Origin of the sequence: Cupriavidus sp. 2SB (assembly GCF_005503625.1) — a bacterium.
Taxonomy (GTDB): Bacteria; Pseudomonadota; Gammaproteobacteria; order Burkholderiales; family Burkholderiaceae; genus Cupriavidus.
This window is the reverse complement of sequence record NZ_SCMX01000067.1, coordinates 21,335-37,793: the sequence shown is the minus strand read 5'-3', so window position 1 is coordinate 37,793 and position 16,459 is coordinate 21,335. Positions and strand designations below refer to the sequence as shown.

14 protein-coding genes and 1 pseudogene are annotated in these 16,459 nt (G+C 62.6%); 10 read left to right on the top strand and 5 right to left on the bottom strand.

Annotated features, from left to right (window positions below; all coding sequences use genetic code 11):
• A pseudogene (locus FFS21_RS24645) lies at nt 1-160 on the bottom strand (IS256 family transposase); the annotation flags it as partial.
• 232 nt (nt 161-392) lie between these two features.
• Here FFS21_RS24645 and FFS21_RS24640 point away from each other — a divergent pair.
• From FFS21_RS24640 to FFS21_RS24630, 3 genes are all read left to right on the top strand, one after another.
• The gene (locus FFS21_RS24640) at nt 393-686 is read left to right on the top strand and encodes a hypothetical protein (protein ID WP_137927326.1); all 294 of its coding nucleotides are present in this window, start codon (nt 393-395) and stop codon (nt 684-686) included.
• A 313-nt stretch (nt 687-999) separates the two neighbouring features.
• Nucleotides 1,000-2,076 (top strand): alpha/beta fold hydrolase, encoded by a 1,077-nt coding sequence (locus FFS21_RS24635; protein ID WP_137927329.1) that lies wholly within the window; start codon nt 1,000-1,002, stop codon nt 2,074-2,076.
• 136 nt (nt 2,077-2,212) lie between these two features.
• Nucleotides 2,213-2,692: a nuclear transport factor 2 family protein gene (locus tag FFS21_RS24630; RefSeq protein WP_137927325.1), complete on the top strand. Its 480-nt coding sequence runs from the start codon at nt 2,213-2,215 to the stop codon at nt 2,690-2,692.
• 168 nt (nt 2,693-2,860) lie between these two features.
• Here FFS21_RS24630 and FFS21_RS24625 read toward each other — a convergent pair whose 3' ends face one another.
• The gene (locus tag FFS21_RS24625; RefSeq protein WP_137927324.1) at nt 2,861-4,597 is read right to left on the bottom strand and encodes a dipeptidase; all 1,737 of its coding nucleotides are present in this window, start codon (nt 4,595-4,597) and stop codon (nt 2,861-2,863) included.
• 227 nt (nt 4,598-4,824) lie between these two features.
• Between FFS21_RS24625 and FFS21_RS24620 the strand changes: the two genes are divergently transcribed.
• From FFS21_RS24620 to FFS21_RS24605, 4 genes are all read left to right on the top strand, one after another.
• Entirely contained in the window at nt 4,825-5,556 is a 732-nt protein-coding gene (locus tag FFS21_RS24620) for a glutathione peroxidase (protein WP_137927323.1), read from the top strand.
• Between the two features lie 201 nt (nt 5,557-5,757).
• Nucleotides 5,758-7,164, top strand: coding sequence for a dihydrolipoyl dehydrogenase (locus tag FFS21_RS24615; RefSeq protein WP_137927322.1), 1,407 nt, complete (start codon nt 5,758-5,760; stop codon nt 7,162-7,164).
• Nucleotides 7,165-7,368: 204 nt separating this feature from the next.
• Nucleotides 7,369-7,944, top strand: coding sequence for a TetR/AcrR family transcriptional regulator (locus tag FFS21_RS24610; RefSeq protein WP_137927321.1), 576 nt, complete (start codon nt 7,369-7,371; stop codon nt 7,942-7,944).
• Nucleotides 7,945-8,064: 120 nt separating this feature from the next.
• Nucleotides 8,065-9,225 (top strand): OpgC domain-containing protein, encoded by a 1,161-nt coding sequence (locus FFS21_RS24605; protein WP_137927320.1) that lies wholly within the window; start codon nt 8,065-8,067, stop codon nt 9,223-9,225.
• Between the two features lie 6 nt (nt 9,226-9,231).
• On the opposite strand, the gene FFS21_RS24600 is transcribed toward FFS21_RS24605, so the two are convergent.
• Entirely contained in the window at nt 9,232-10,116 is an 885-nt protein-coding gene (locus FFS21_RS24600; protein ID WP_137927319.1) for a LysR family transcriptional regulator, read from the bottom strand.
• Nucleotides 10,117-10,237: 121 nt separating this feature from the next.
• Here FFS21_RS24600 and FFS21_RS24595 point away from each other — a divergent pair, with 121 nt between their 5' ends.
• Together FFS21_RS24595 and FFS21_RS24590 are read left to right on the top strand one after the other, a co-directional pair.
• Entirely contained in the window at nt 10,238-11,356 is a 1,119-nt protein-coding gene (locus FFS21_RS24595) for a muconate/chloromuconate family cycloisomerase (RefSeq protein WP_137927318.1), read from the top strand.
• 38 nt (nt 11,357-11,394) lie between these two features.
• Nucleotides 11,395-12,363, top strand: coding sequence for a tripartite tricarboxylate transporter substrate binding protein (locus FFS21_RS24590; protein ID WP_137927317.1), 969 nt, complete (start codon nt 11,395-11,397; stop codon nt 12,361-12,363).
• Between the two features lie 72 nt (nt 12,364-12,435).
• Here FFS21_RS24590 and FFS21_RS24585 read toward each other — a convergent pair whose 3' ends face one another.
• Nucleotides 12,436-13,518, bottom strand: a complete 1,083-nt coding sequence (locus tag FFS21_RS24585; protein ID WP_137927316.1) for a calcium:cation antiporter — start codon at nt 13,516-13,518, stop codon at nt 12,436-12,438.
• A 127-nt stretch (nt 13,519-13,645) separates the two neighbouring features.
• On the bottom strand, nt 13,646-13,816 hold the full coding sequence (locus FFS21_RS32145; RefSeq protein WP_171020486.1) for a hypothetical protein: 171 nt from the start codon (nt 13,814-13,816) through the stop codon (nt 13,646-13,648).
• A 478-nt stretch (nt 13,817-14,294) separates the two neighbouring features.
• Here FFS21_RS32145 and FFS21_RS24580 point away from each other — a divergent pair, with 478 nt between their 5' ends.
• Entirely contained in the window at nt 14,295-16,457 is a 2,163-nt protein-coding gene (locus FFS21_RS24580) for a type I secretion system permease/ATPase (protein WP_137927315.1), read from the top strand.
• Nucleotides 16,458-16,459 lie beyond the last annotated feature (2 nt).

Below are 16,459 nucleotides of genomic sequence, written 5' to 3'. Positions count from 1 at the left end.
CCAGTTCGGCACCCAGCGCACGCTCGATCAGCGCCTTCTTGAACGCCATGGCCGCATCCTGCACCGCCTCGGCGGTCATCGGGCCTTTGACGAACTGATCAATCAATTCCTTCCGGATGGCGGGCAATTCCCGCAATGGGGCTTTCGGTTTGCGTGGCATACATGCTCCTTAACGACATGTTATGCCCTACACACAAAATTCCTGACAGGCCCAAATGAAACAATTCTCCACAGGACACCCGTCCCGCTCAATCCTCCGCGTTTTCCCCAACTGTCCCGATTGACCCGGGACTCTCGCCTCATGTCAGGCACGGCATCGATCTCCACAATGGCTCCTACGGATTGGCCATCGCCATCCGCTTTTTCCGGAGTTTCAAGTTGGAGTAATCACGATGTTGAACGCAGCAAAGACCCTTTTCACCGCTTCCGCACTGACCCTCGGGCTGAGCACCGCCGCACACGCCGGCGCCTGGAGCGAGGTATTCATCCCATCGACGGCATCGACGCAGCACGCCAGTGCGGCAGTTTGCAAGCGCGGCGGATTCGATCCGTATTCGGAAGGCATGCGGATCGGGCCGCGCGATGCCTATAGCGACGGCGGCAATCGTCAGGGTCCGCGCGATGCGTTCACCGACGGCGCGCGCAGCATCGGCCAGCAGGGCGCCTGTGCCTCGCGCGCGGCGTGAATCACGCTGACGGAGCATTGCCCCGTTGAATCACTGCCCGGATGCCCTGCGCACCGGGCAGTTTTCTTTTTTTCCTTGCGAGTGAATACACGTGGAGTCCCTTATCCGCCGCGTACCGCACGCACTGCGTTTCGCCTGCCGCACTTTGCGCGGGCGGCATGTGGCGCTGATGTCCGCGCGATGGGGAACGTTGTCTAAGATAGGTGAGTCGCCCGGCACGACCGCACGCGGTGAACCTCTGCCCGGTATCGGCAACGATACGGGCCGCAGGCACGCCGGTCCGCTCGTATCCTGCCCCGCGCGCGACGCCGCCATGCCGATGCTCAAGCAGCAGATTCGCCTATGCACCAGCCCTGACCGCGTACGTCTGGCGTATGCGATCACGGGTAGCGGGCCGCCGCTCGTCAAGGCGGCCAACTGGATGAGCCATCTGGAGTTCGATGTCGGCAGTCCGGTCTGGAGCCACATGCTCTACGCGCTGTCCGAACAGCACACGCTGATCCGCTATGACGAGCGCGGTTGCGGGCTCTCCGATCGCCATGTCGATGACCTGTCATTCGATGCATGGCTGCGCGATCTCGAAACCATTGTCGATGCCATGGGCGTGGATCGCTTTCCGCTGCTGGGCATCTCGCAGGGCGCATCGATTGCGGTGGCCTATGCCGTGGCACATCCCGAACGGGTGAGCCACCTGATCCTGCACGGCGGCTACGCGCGGGGCCGGCTCAAGCGCAATCCCGGTCCCGAGATGCAGGAGGAAGCCGAGTTGATGATCCGGCTCGCGGAGATTGGCTGGGGTCAGGAGAACCCCGCGTTCCGGCAGTTTTTTACCACGCAGTTCATTCCGGGCGGTACGGCGGAGCAGCATCGATGGTTCAACGAGCTGGAGCGTGTGTCCACCTCTCCGATCAATGCCGCGCGCTTCATGCGGATCTTCAACGATATCGATGTGGTGACGCTGTTGCCGCTGGTCACTTGTCCCACGCTTGTCCTGCACGCCGTGCGCGATGCGCGTGTGCCATTCGATGAAGGGCGCCTGATCGCGAGCATGATTCCCAATGCTCACTTCGTCCCGCTCGACAGTGGCAACCATCTGCTGCTGGAAGCGGAGTCCGCCTGGGATCGCTGGATCGACGAGGTGCGGGCCTTCCTCCCGCCGCCGGCGCCATCGGCAGATCCCGCCTTCGGGGCGCTGACCCGTCGAGAACGCGACATTGTGGTGTTGATCGCGCAAGGCCGCGACAACGCGCAGATCGCGGCACTGCTCGGCCTGTGCGAGAAAACCGTGCGAAATCACATTACGAGCATTTTCTCGAAACTCGAAGTCGAGAATCGCTCGCAGGCTATCGTGCTGGCGCGGGAATCGGGCTTCGACCGGCAGCACCTCTGATACGCATCGGGCCAAACCGGCTTTTTTGTTCCTATATTTCGTGCTTGACGAGACAGGTCTGTCTACCAATAATGGCGAGACAGATCTGTATCACGTTCTACGTTTCTCGTTCCTCATCCATTCCTGGAGATCACGCATGTCGAATCAAGCCGAAGCCCGTCCGCCGTTCCCGCCGTTCACCCTGGAAACCGCCGCCGCAAAAGTGCGCGCCGCCGAAGACGGCTGGAATTCCCGCGATCCCAAGCGCGTGGCGCTGGCGTACACCGTGGACAGCGCATGGCGCAACCGCGCCGAATTCGTGAACGGTCGCGAACACATCGAAGCGTTCCTTGCGCGCAAATGGCAGAAGGAACTGGACTATCGGCTGATCAAGGAATTGTGGGCACACGACGGCAACCGCATCGCGGTGCGCTTCGCATACGAGTGGCGCGATGACTCCGGCAACTGGTACCGGTCGTATGGCAACGAAAACTGGGAGTTCGACGAGAACGGCCTGATGCAGCGTCGCTTTGCGTGCATCAACGATGCGCCGATCAAGGAGGCGGATCGCAAGTTCCATTGGCCGCTGGGACGCCGGCCGGATGATCATGCGGGGTTGAGTGAGTTGGGGCTTTGAGCCGTTTCACTTACCCTTGGTGTGCTCCCCTCTCCCGCGCGCGGGAGAGGGGCGGGGGAGAGGGCCAGCGGTCTAAATTGCGACACGTCGGCAAGCAGAACCTCTTGCCCTCTCCCCTAACCCCTCTCCCGCAAGCGGGAGAGGGGAACAAGGAAGCGTTGCGCAAAACTACTGCATCGCCTTCAAATTCCCCACCCGCACCAGCATCTCCGTGAACATCTGCATATCCAGGTTCAGATCGGAGACTTCCTTGTATTCCTTGGCGTTGTGCGCGGTGTATTTCTTGCCGGGCATGGCCGGGCCGAAGTTGATGGCGTTGGGCATCAGCTTGGCCGTGGTGCTGCCGGCGGTAGGAACGGGTTTGGCTTCGAGGCCCGTGGTATCGCCGTAGACATTCAGCAGCGTGGAGAGCCATGCGCCCTTCGGATCGCGAGCCATCCAGTCGCCCTGGTCATGCTGGATTTCAAGCGTGGTGTGCGTCGTGCCGGCCCATGCCTGAACGCGCTCGGCGATCTTCGCGCGCAATGCGTCGGGTGTGGAACCGCGCGGCATGCGCACGTTGGCCGTGACTTCCAGCTTGCCGTTGCGCTCGCGGATCAGCGTCGGTGAAATCGTCAGCGGACCCATGAAATCATCGCGATACCCCACGTCGAGCTTCTCGCCGAGGTAGCCCGTGCCATACAGGTCGGTCAGGTAGCGAATCGCGTGCGCGTACTGGTTCTGTGCGAACTTCACCCCCGATTCCTGCAGGAACAGTGCGAGCCGTGGCACCGGGTTCACGCCTTCTTCCGGGCGCGAGCCGTGGGCGGATGAGCCCGTCACCTTCACGTCGATGCCGTCGCCGTTGCGCGCGATGTCGATGGCGAACTTGCCTTGCGCGGCGTACTGCGCGATGAAACCGGCGTGCGCCTTATCGAGCGCGGCAGCCGTGGCATCGAGATCGCCACCCGTGATGCGTGCCGTGGCGGTCTGCGGAATCGCATTGGCCGATGCCGCGCCTGCCATGGCGACGATGGCAGGCTGCTTGCCATCGGTGGCCTGCACCGGGAAGCGCACCGTCAGCGCGCCCGATCCCTTCTCCGCAACAACCGCCGGGTACTTGCTGTCGAGCACGATGTTGTACTCGGGCAGCGCGGTCTTGTCGCGGTAGTACTTCATGCCGTCGCCGCCGGTTTCCTCGGTGGTCTCTATCATCAGGCGGATCGAGCGTGCCAGCGGCACACCACTGTCGCGCACCGTCTTCATGGCGAAAAGTGCAGCGGCAATCGAACCCTTGTCGTCGATCGTGCCACGACCGTAGAGGTAGTCGCCCACGCGCGTGACCTTGAACGGGTCGAGCTTCGTGCCATCGTCGAGCACCCATTCGTCGGCCACCACAGGCACCACGTCCGCATGCGTCAGGATGCCGAACGTTTCCTTGCCCTGGCCCGGCAGCGTTACCTCGAACACGCGGTTGTCGACGTTGCGGAACTGCAGGCCGAAGTCCTTCGCCATGCGCTCCACGACCTTGCCGAACTCGATGATCGCCGGGTTCTCGTGCTGCGGCACTTTCTCGTCGCGCACGGTGCGCAGCGCCACCATCTCCGTGATGCTGTCCAGCACCGCCTGGTGGTTGTGAACGCGGTTGTAGACGCCCAGCAAGCGGCCGATGTTGACCAGATCGTCGCCCTTCAGCGGCTTCTTCGCGCGGTAGGCGCGCACCGATGGCGCGAGTTTCGGATCGGCCTTGACCGCGGCATCCAGAAAGGCCGCGAAGCTGGCAGGCGGCGTGGCGGTGGCGCGGGCCACGATCTGATCCAGTTCGGGTTTCACCAGCGGGGCGGCGATTGCGGCGGGGGTGCCGGTGGCAATCAGTGCGGCAGCCAGCAGGGTCGCCACGGGCAGCACTACGGTCAGGCGGGTCATCGGTTGTTGTCCCTTCGTGTTTTTGATGTGCCCGAATGATAGCGATGGGGGCGCGTGCGTGGAAGGGCATCGCGATAGCCAAAATCAATCGTAATTCGACGATCGATAATAGTAATTTCCAATGAGGATGGTTGAAACGATGAATTGTACAAATCACATGCCCGCCGGGAGAATGCACTCCATCGCCACAACACGTGGCGCCCCAACCAACCCAAGGAGCTATACCCATGCTGCAACACCGTGAAGGCCAACGCGTTCCCAACGTCACTTTCCGCGTCCGTGAAAACAACGAGTGGAAGGACGTGACCACGGCCGATCTGTTCAACGGCAAGACGGTTGCAGTGTTCTCGCTGCCCGGCGCCTTCACGCCTACCTGCTCGTCGACGCACCTGCCGCGCTACAACGAACTGGCCCCGGCCTTCCGTGCCGCTGGCGTGGACACCATCCTGTGCGTGTCGGTTAACGACACTTTTGTGATGAACGAATGGGCCAAGGATCAGGAGTCCGAGAACATCGTCATGATCCCCGACGGCAACGGCGAATTCACCGACGGCATGGGCATGCTGGTGGACAAGGCCGACCTGGGCTTTGGCAAGCGCAGCTGGCGCTATTCGATGGTGGTTCGCGACGGCGTCGTGGACAAGATGTTCATCGAGCCGGAAGAGCCGGGCGACCCGTTCAAGGTGTCGGACGCCGACACGATGCTGAACTACATCGCCCCGAACGCCAAGCGTCCGGACCAGGTGGTGGTGTTCTCGAAGGTGGGCTGCTCGCACTGTGCCAAGGCCAAGCAACTGCTGTCGGACAAGGGCTTCGAGTACATCGACGTACCGCTCGACAACAAGATCCGCGGCAAGGTGCTGGGCGCCATGGCCGGCAGCATGACTGCACCGCAGGTGTTCATCAACGGCAAGCTGATCGGTGGCGCCGAAGCGCTCGAACAGCATCTGGCCGCCTGATCGCCTGATCGCAACGATCCTCCCCCCGCCCGGGCCCGGTTCCCCCGACCGGTGTCCTGGGCACTTATTCCCCCGCAACGTCCAGGCAGTCGCCGGACCCGATGGCACCGCACGCTGCAAGGCGGTCCGGTGCCATCCCATCCGCCGATTGAAATTTTTCAAGCCGTAGCAGGCAGCATCACCCGATTCAGGAAACGCACCATGAAAACGATTCAGACCGATGTGGCAGTGATTGGCGCAGGCACCGCAGGGCTGGCCGCGTATCGTGCGGCCATCGCCGCCGGCAAGCGCGCCGTGATCATCGAGGGCGGTGAATATGGCACCACCTGTGCCCGCGTGGGCTGCATGCCGTCGAAGCTGCTGATTGCCGCAGCCGAAGCCGCGCACGAGGCGCGCCACACCGCTGCGTTCGGTGTGCACGTGGATGGTCCGGTGCGTATCGAAGGCCGCGAAGTCATGCAGCGTGTGCGCAACGAGCGCGACCGCTTTGTTGGATTCGTGGTGCGCGGCACCGAGAGCATTCCTGAAGCAGATCGCCTGCGTGGCTTCGCGCAGTTCATCGACAACACCATCCTGCAAGTGGGCGATGACACCGTGGTGCGCGCCAGCCGCGTAGTGATTGCCACGGGATCGCGTCCGGCCGTGCCGCCGTCGTTCAACGTGTTCGGCGACCGCCTGATCATCAATGACGATGTGTTTTCGTGGGACGACCTGCCGCGTAGCGTGGCCGTGTTCGGCCCGGGCGTGATCGGTCTCGAACTGGGCCAGGCACTGTCGCGACTCGGCGTGCGGGTACGCGTGTTTGGTGTGGGCGGCGGCGTGGGTCCGTTGTCCGATCCTGAGATCCGCACCTATGCGGCCGAAGCGTTCAACGCGGAATTCCCGCTGCTCCCGGATGCCCGCGTGACCGACATGCGCCGCGAAGGCGACGAGGCCGTGATCGCGTTCGAAACGCCCAGCGGCAATGTGGCTACCGAGCGCTTCGACTATGTGCTGGCCGCCACGGGACGTCGCCCGAATGTCGACAAGCTCGGTCTCGACAACACGGCCCTGCAGCGCGATGCACGCGGCGTGCCGGTGTTCGACCCCATCACGCTGCAGTGTGGCGACGCCCCGGTGTTCATCGCCGGCGATGCCAACAACGTGCTGCCGCTGTTGCACGAAGCGTCCGACGAAGGCCGCATCGCGGGCGAGAACGCGGCGCGCTGGCCGGACGTGCGAAACCTGACCCGTCGCGCCCCGATCGCCGTGGTGTTCTCGGACCCGCAGATCGCGATGGTCGGCAAGCGTTTCGCCGATCTGACCCCCGGCAGCTTCGTCACTGGCGAAGTCAGCTTCGAGGATCAGGGCCGCAGCCGCGTCATGCTCAAGAACAAGGGGCTGATGCATGTGTACGCAGACCGCGCCACGGGCCGCTTCCTCGGCGCCGAATGGCTCGGCCCGCGCGCCGAGAACATTGCCCATCTGCTGGCCTGGGCATATCAGCAGGACCTGACCATCGCGCAAATGCTGGCGATGCCGTTCTACCACCCGGTGGTGGAAGAGGGGCTGCGCACGGCGCTGCGGGATGCTGAGGCGAAGCTGGTGAAGTTGGCGGAGGCGGCTTAAAGCAGGTTTGCTTTCCCGCTGGTTTGCTCCCCTCTCCCACAAAGTGGGAGAGGGGCTGGGGGAGAGGGCGGGCAGCTCTGCTTGCCGATAACGCAATTAGAACCGCTGGCCCTCTCCCCCGACCCCTCTCCCGCGCGCGGGAGAGGGGAGCAAACAGGCAGGTGGAGATACAACAATACAGACCTGTCTACTATAATCCCCTCCATGACCACCCCATCCGCCCGCGATCGCATTCTCGATACCGCCGCCCGGCTTTTCTACAGCCAGGGCTACCGCGCCACCGGCATCGACCGGATCATCGCCGAGTCCGGCGTCGCCAAGATGTCGCTGTATCGGCATTTCCCGTCGAAGAACGACCTGATCCTCGAGTATCTTCAGCGACGGCACGATCAGTGGATGACATGGTTCGAGGCCGGCGTGCGCAGCCGCCTCGCACAAAGGCCCAATCTCGATGTGTTCGCCGATACATTGGGCGAGTGGTTCGCTACAGACGACTATCGCGGTTGCGCCTTTATCAATATGGTGGCCGAGACGGGCAGCGGGGCGGGTGACGATCCGCGACTGCTGGAGCAGTCGGTATCGCACAAGGCGTCGCTGCAGGATTTCGCCCGCGACATCGCGGCGGAACTGGGGCTGGCCGAGTGCGAGGCCGTGGCAGCGGAAGCCATTCTCTGCATCGAAGGCATGATCATTCGCGCGCAAACCACACACGATGCGTCGGTCGTGGATGCCGGACGGCGCACATTGACGCGTCTGCATGCCGCATACGTCTCCTTGTAAGGACGGCGTAACGCGCTGAAACATAGCCATACAAGGTAAACCCTGATGCCGCGTTAAAATGCGTCTCTCAGTTGCCGGCCGCCTCATTTTTGTCGCGCCGGCGACGTTCGGGATGCTCCAGTGAATGCACTCAACAACGCCCGGCGCACCGAGATCGATCTGATTCGCGGCATCGCGCTGCTCTTCATCGTGGTCGATCACGTCAACGGCAGTGTGCTGGCCGACTATACGATCCGCAATTTCCAGCTCTTCGACGCTGCCGAGGTGTTCGTCTTCCTGGCCGGCTATTCGGCCGGCGCCGCCTATCTGGCGATGGAAGCCCGCGACGGTGCCAGCGCCGCGCGCAAGCGCCTGCGCCGCCGTAGCTGGGAAATCTACAAGGCGTTCGTGCTGACCGGCGTGCTGATGCTGCTGTTCGGTCTGGTGCTCGCGCTCTGCAAGGTGCCGGCCCCCGCCGTGCGTGCTACCGAAGCGCCCGACTTCATGGCCCAGCCAATCGCCACGGTCTTGCAGGTGATCGGCCTGGCGCGCCAGCCTTTTGTTTCCGATGTATTGCCGATGTACGCCGTGTTCATCGGCGTGGCGCCGCTCGCCATTCGTTGGGCACGTGCGCAACCGTTGGCCTTTATCTGCGGCAGTGTCGCGCTCTGGCTGATGTCGCCGGCGCTGTTGCCGCTGCTGCCGAGCAGCGAGCCGCGCGGCTGGAGCTTCAACCCCTTCGCCTGGCAGTTGATGTTCGCCATGGGGTTGTTGGCACGCCTGCGTCCGGACTTTATCCTGCCGCAGCAGACCATCGTGCGTCGCGCTTTCACGGGCGGTGCCGTAGTGGTGGCGCTGGTGTGCATGGCCGCCGCCTATCTCTGGATGCGTCCCCACGTCTATGAAACCTGGCTGCCCGCATGGGTGCCGACGATGGTCTTCCCGCTGCCGAAGCAGAGTCTTGCCGCGCTGCGCGTGGTCAGCTTCCTTGGCCTGGCATGGCTGGTCTATCTGGCCGTGCGCGCGGGATGGGTGGAGCGCCTCGCGCGATTCATGGGCCCGGTGGTCCAGATCGGCCGGCACAGCCTGTTCTGCTTCGTGCTGGGCGCCGTGGTCTCGGTGGGGATCGAAGGATTGACCTACGGGTTTGCTGGCGGAAGGCCCACGCGACCGGTGGCGCTGACCGGGGACATCGTCGCCGTGGCCGTGCTGCTGCTGGTGGGCGGCTGGTATGGGCGCCGCAAGGATGCGGCCAAGGTGGCCGCAAAACTGAAATCGAAATCGAAGATCGTGTCGGCCTGATTCCCGTCAGGCAGCGCCCGTCCGCGAGCGCACCCAGGCGATGGCCCGCTCCAGATGGGCCGAAGTGTCGCCGGCCCGGTAACTCATGATCACGGGCGAGACAAAACCCGGCGCATCAATCGGCACGTAACGCACGTCGTCCCGGTGCAACCGTTGCACCGAGGCCGGCACCAGCGTGATACCCAGCCCGGCTGCGACGAGTCCCAGCGCAGTCTGCAATTCATTGGCTTCCTGCACGATTTTCGGCTGCAGCCCCTGCGCGCGAAATAGCGACAGTACGTGATCGGCATAGCTGGGCCGAGGCCGTGCGGGGTAGAGGATCAGCGGCTGCCGCGCCAAGGCGTCGGCATCGAACGGGCCGGCTGGCGCCGCCGCCGTGGCGGGCATGGCGGCCACCAGAGACTCGGCCATCACCGCCTCCTGGACGATGGCCGGATCGCTGAACGTCAGTCGGCCAAAGGCGAGGTCGATGCGGCCGGACTTGAGGGCATCGAGCTGCTGCACCGTAATCATCTCGGTCAGTCCAACTTCCACACCGCTGTCATCGCCGCGCAATTCGCGGATCAGGTCCGGCAGCACACCATACAGCACCGACGGCACGAAGCCGATCCCGAACCAGCGCTTCTCGTTGCGGCCAATGCGCCGCGTGCCATCGAGTGTCTCTTCCAGCCGCTGCGTCAGTTGCAGCGACTGCTCCAGCAGGAAACGCCCGGCCTCCGTCAGCCGCAGCCCGCGCCCGATACGGTCGAACAGCGCCACGCCGATTTCTTCCTCGAATTGCCGGATCTGCCGCGATAGCGGCGGCTGTGCCATGTGCAGTCTTTCCGCCGCACGCGTCACATTGAGTTCCTGTGCCACCGCCTGGAAATAGCGCAGATGACGGAGTTCCATATCCCTTGCTCCTTCCCTTCGATCTATACCCTGCAGGTATCAATCGAGACATCATCGGTCTTGGACACCCGTTGCGTCAACGGCCATACTCGACTGCACAACGAATCCGCATGGAAAAAGTATGACCACGACGATTTCTTCCATTGAGGCCATCCTGGTGGACCTGCCCACGATCCGGGCGCACCAGTTGGCCATGGCCACGATGCAGCAGCAGACGCTGGTCATCGTGCGCATGCGCTGCAGCGACGGGGTGGAGGGGATCGGCGAGGCCACGACGATTGGCGGCTTGTCCTATGGCGACGAGAGTCCGGAAGGCATCAAGCTGACCATCGACACCTACCTGGCGCCCGCACTGGTGGGCGAGGACGCCGCCAACGTACACGGTGCGATGGCACGACTGAACAAGGTGGCGCGCGGCAACCGGTTCGCGAAATCGGCGCTGGAATCGGCCATGCTCGATGCACAGGGCAAGCGCCTTGGCGTGCCGCTGGTCACGCTGCTGGGCGGCGCGGTGCGCGAGACCTTGCCGGTACTCTGGACATTGGCCAGTGGCGATACGGGCCGCGATATCGAGGAGGCCGAGCGCTTTCTGGCGGAGCGTCGCCACAATACCTTCAAGCTCAAGATCGGCCGGCGCAGCGTGCGTGACGATGTAGCGCACGTCTCGGCGATCAAGCGGGCGCTGGGCGATCGTGCCCGCGTGACCGTGGACGTGAATCAGGCATGGAACGAGGCCGATGCGGCCACGGGCATCGCGATGCTCGAAGCGGCTGGCATCGACCTGATCGAGCAACCCACGCCACGCGACCATCCCGCTGCGCTGGCGCGATTGTCCCAGCGCTTTGTGGTGCCGATCATGGCCGACGAGTCCGTGACTGGCCCGGCCGATGCGATGGAACTGGCGCGGCTCGGCGCCGCCGACGTCTTCGCGCTGAAGATCGCCAAGTCCGGCGGCATCTTCGGCATGTTGCGCACGGCGGCCGTGGGCGAGGCGGCGGGCATCGCGCTCTATGGCGGCACGATGCTCGAAGGCGCGGTAGGCACCATCGCCGCCGCGCACGGCTTCTGCACGCTGCCGCAACTGGCATGGGGCACCGAACTGTTCGGCCCGCTGCTGGTGAAGGACGACATCGTGACCGAGCGCCCCGTGTACCGCGACTTCGCGCTGCACCTGTCCACGGGGCCGGGGCTGGGACTCGACATCGACGAAGACAAGCTCAGGCACTATCGCCGCGCCTGAGCCGCTGACAGAACAAAGAAACAAGGAACGGAGACAAGATGAAATCGCTGCACACATTCGCCATTGCCGCATCGCTGCTGTTCGCGGCTGCCGCACCGGCCCACGCTGCCTATCCCGATCATCCTATCCGCTGGGTGGTGCCGTTTCCGGCCGGCGGCGCGATGGACAACATCGCGCGCACGCTGGGGGAAGACATGTCGAAGACACTGGGCCAGGCTATCGTCGTGGAGAATCGGCCGGGAGCAGGCGGCAACATCGGCGCCGAACTGGTGGCGCGTTCGCCTGCGGACGGCTACACGATCATCATCGTCGCCAACGGCATGGCGGTGAATCCGGCACTGTATGGCAAGCTGGCCTATGACCCGGTCAAGGATTTCGCGCCGGTCTCGCTGCTGGCCGTAGTGCCGAACGTGCTGGTGACCAACAAGGCGAAGACCTCCGCGAAAACCGTGGCCGAGGTCATCGCCAATGCGAAAGCCAAGCCCGGCAAATACACCTATGCATCGGCCGGCAACGGCACGTCGATCCACCTCGCCGGGGAGCTGTTCACGTCCATGGCGCAGGTAGACCTGCTGCATATTCCGTACAAGGGATCGGGCCCAGCCATTACCGATCTGCTCGGCGGGCAGGTGGACTACATGTTCGACAGCATCACCTCGGCCAAGCCCCATATCGACAGCGGCAAGCTGACGCCCATCGCCGTGACCACGAGCAAGCGCTCGACGGCGTTGCCGAACGTCCCGACCGTGGCCGAGGCGGGTGTGCCAGGCTACGAACTGTCCCCGTGGTTCGCGGCATTGGTGCCCGCGAAAGCGCCGCAGCCCATCATCGACACGTTGAATCGCGCAATGGTGGATGCCCTGAAAAAGCCCGTTGTGCAGCAGAAGCTGGCCGGCATCGGCGCAGAACCAATCGGCAGCACCCCGGCCCAGTTGAAGGACCATCTGGCCAAGGAAACGGTCAAGTGGGGCGCACTGATCAAGGAGAAGGGGATTCGGGCGGATTGATTGCAGGCCCTCTCCCTGCTCTGGTTTTCTCCCCTCTCCCGCGCGCGGTAGAGGGGAGCCAGGCCGGAGGTGTTACGGCACCACCGTCAAAAAGAGATACGCCGCAAAAATCACCAGATGCACCACCCCCTGCAGGATCGTCGTGCGACCCATTCCCAGGGTCAGTGACGCGACGATCATCGTCAGGAACAGCAGCACCATTTCTTTCGCACCCAGCCCCAGTTCCAGCGGTCGGCCGAGAAACACGAAGACTGCGGCCACCGTAGGAATCGTCAAACCGATACTGGCCAGTGCAGACCCCAGCGCCAGGTTCAGGCTAGTCTGGATGCGGTCGGCGCGCGCGGCGCGCAGGGCGGCGAGCCCCTCGGGCAGCAGCACCAGCGCGGCAATCACCACGCCCACCACGGCGGGCGGCAGGCCCGCGTCTAACACGGCGCGCTCCACCGATGGCGACAGCATCTTGGCCAGGGCCACCACGGCCACCAGGCACACGATCAGCAGCACTGCACTGACGGCCGCCACCTTGCCGGGCGGGGGCGGCGCATGCACGTTCTCGTCGCGGCTGCCTTCCACGAGAAAGTAATCGCGATGGCGGATGGTCTGCACGAAGACGAAGCAGCCATACAACACCAGCGACATCACGCCGGCAAAAATCAACTGCGAGGAAGACAGCACCGGACCCGGCGTGGTGCTGGTGAAGTTGGGCAGGACCATTGTCAGGCCAAGCAGCGTGACGAGAATCGCCATGGCGGCGTTGGCACCCGGCGCCTGGAACGCCTGCTCGCGATGATGCAGCGCGCCGACAAACAGGCAGACCCCCACGATGCCATTGCAGATGATCATCACGGCGGCGAACACGGTGTCTCGCGCCAGTCCCGCTTTCTCGGGGCCGGACGACAACATCACCGATACGATCAGCGCCACCTCGATCACCGTCACGGCAATCGCCAGCACCAGCGTGCCGAATGGCTCGCCTACCTTGTGCGCCACGACCTCGGCATGGTGCACTGCGGAAAATACTGCCCCGGCCAACGCGGTAGCCATCAGCGCCACCGTCCATCCCTGACCCGTCAGAAGAATGCCCAGGCCAAATGCGACCCAGGCGGCCAGCGGAGACCAGACGGTCCACGCCGGCAGCTTGTTGGAAGTTGCCATTGCTCTTGATTCCTTGCTTGTTATTGTCACTCGCGGGCGCGAGCGCAGAACCCGCAGGGCGCGGGCGCAAGTTAGTCAGGCAGCGGGGAGGGGCCGCAGTTCCCCAAGGGCGTGAAGTTTCGGGCGCTCAGTCTGAGGAAGCGCAACCCGAAGCCGATTTCACATCGTTGGCGGCACGGTCCGGCGGCGCGGGATCGAACTCGCGCAGCGCGGGATGGTGGCGGTAAATCCACCGTGCCGCGACGATGATGACGGCGAGAAATGCGAGGACGTATCCGACAAAAGAGACAGCATTCATTGTTCTGACCTGAGTGGATGCGGCTCTGATGGCCGGTGGCCGGTCAGTATGGGTGGCGATTCCTGCAGAAAACACCCTCTATTGGTGGGGCGAAGGCATCACCCAAGTGGGGGCTGCGGGTGATGAATGGAAGCTTCCGATCTACCGCGCTGTGTGGCAGGACGGCGGCAGGCCACTGCGGTGTCCCTTGCTGCTTTCAACCGTCCCGCTCTTTCCGCAAGCTCCGATTTTTCCTACCTAGTAGAACTCGCGTGTGTGGGCAAAAGCGGCCGCATTACTACGACTGCGTTCCAATAATCGTATAAATACTATCAAATCAAGTGAAATCTAATTCTGTATTTAATATTACTTATTTAAAATTATTGAATATTAATGTAAATCACATTGTGAATATTGAATAACATTTTCTTGTGTGAAATAGTGCACCGCGTTCGCCGTAGGTCACTGGGACAATGGGCACAAAAATCAGACAAGAGTCATGAGGCAAGAATCCTCGCTTCCGGTCTCGGTCGGAGAAAGCAATGAGGACGCGGGTGCGGCGCAATCGGACACCGGTCTGGAATCACTCTGCCTGATCGCTCGCTTCCACTCCATCCCGGTGGAATCCGATCAGATTGCACATCAGTTTCGAGCAGCGGAGCGGCTCTCGACGTCAGAATTGATTCTCGCAGCGCGTCATCTCGGCATGTCCGCCAGGTCGACGCGTATCCGGGCGGACCGGCTGTCTAAGGCCGCGCTCCCTGCCATTGCGGTCGGGCGGGATGGTTCCTTCGTCGTGTTAGCACGCGTCGACGAGGGCAAGTGTTTGATTCATGACCCGAGCGCGCACCGTCCCGAAATTCGAGATGTCGCAACGTTTTCTGAGTGGTGGACGGGGGAATTGGTTGTTCTTGCGTCGCGCGCATCGTTGGCTGCCGAATTGAGCAAATTCGATTTCACATGGTTTATTCCTGCGGTCATCAAATATCGGCGACTGTTTGTTGAAGTGGTAGTTGTTTCTCTGGCCTTGCAACTATTCGCCTTGGTCACTCCACTGTTCTTCCAGGTGGTCATGGACAAGGTGCTGGTACACCGAGGGCTGACCACCCTTGACGTGATTGCTTCCGGCCTGCTTGTCGTGGTTGTGTTTGACGTGATCCTGTCTGCCTTGCGAACGTATGTGTTTGCGCATACGACAAGCCGCATCGACGTTGAACTCGGCGCCAAACTGTTCCGCCATCTGTTGGCCTTGCCAATGAGCTATTTCCAGGCACGTCGTGTCGGAGACTCTGTTGCCCGGGTGCGAGAACTGGAGAACATTCGCAGTTTCCTGACAGGGAATTCCATTACGGTTGTGCTGGACCTGCTGTTCTCGATCGTATTTCTGGCGGTGATGTTCTATTACAGCGGCTGGCTGACGCTGATCGTCCTGATTTCTTTACCGTGCTATGTCGTGCTGTCGCTGCTGTGGACGCCACTGCTACGTGCTCGATTGCACGAAAAATTCAATCGTGGTGCGGAGAATCAGGCGTTCCTGGTGGAAACCGTTAGCGGTATCGATACGGTCAAGGCCATGGCCGTGGAGCCGCAATGGACGCGCAAATGGGACAACCAGCTTGCCGAGTACGTCAACGCAGGCATGCGGACAACGGTGATCAGTACGGTAGCCAATGGCGGCATCACCCTGGTCAGCAAACTGGTGACAGTTGGCACGATGTATTTCGGTGCCAAGCTTGTAATCGAGGGCGATCTGACCGTCGGGCAACTGATTGCGTTCAATATGCTGGCTGGCCAGGTGGCCCAGCCCATCATGCGGCTGGCGCAGTTGTGGACCGACTTCCAGCAAACAGGTATATCGCTGCAAAGGCTTGGCGACATCCTGAACACGCGGACCGAAACAGTCGGCAGTCGCAGCAGCATGCCAGCACTAAAAGGTGCGATAGCGCTTCACGAGGTGGTGTTCCGTTATCGGCCGGATATGCCTGAGGTGCTGCGCAACCTGTCACTAAAGATCGTGCCTGGTGAGGTCATTGGCGTCGTAGGGCACTCGGGATCGGGCAAGAGTACGCTGACCAAGTTGATCCAGCGCATGTACACCCCGGAGCAGGGGCGAGTTCTGGTGGATGGCATCGATCTCGCCCTGGTCGATGCGACTTCGCTGCGGCGCCAAATCGGCGTCGTGCTCCAGGACAACACCCTTTTCGCGCGTTCGATTCGAGAGAACATCTGCTTGACAGATCCGGGTGCTCCGCTCGAAGCCGTCATCCACGCGGCCCGACTGGCCGGGGCGCATGAGTTCATTTCCGAACTCCCGGAAGGCTACGACACGATCGTTGGCGAGCATGGCGCAACGCTATCCGGAGGCCAAAGACAGCGTATTGCCATCGCCCGTGCCCTGATCACCAATCCACGCATCCTGATTTTCGACGAAGCGACCAGTGCGCTCGATTACGAGTCGGAACGGATCATCCAGGACAATATGAAGTCTATCTGTCAAGGCCGGACGGTGGTGATCATCGCGCATCGTCTGTCTGCGGTACGCGAGGCGAACCGGATCATCGTGATGGAGCGCGGAAGGATCGTGGAGACAGGTTCGCATCATGAACTGCTTGCCACTCCCCACGGTCACTACGCGCGGCTCCACGCCTTGCAGGCGGGTTGATC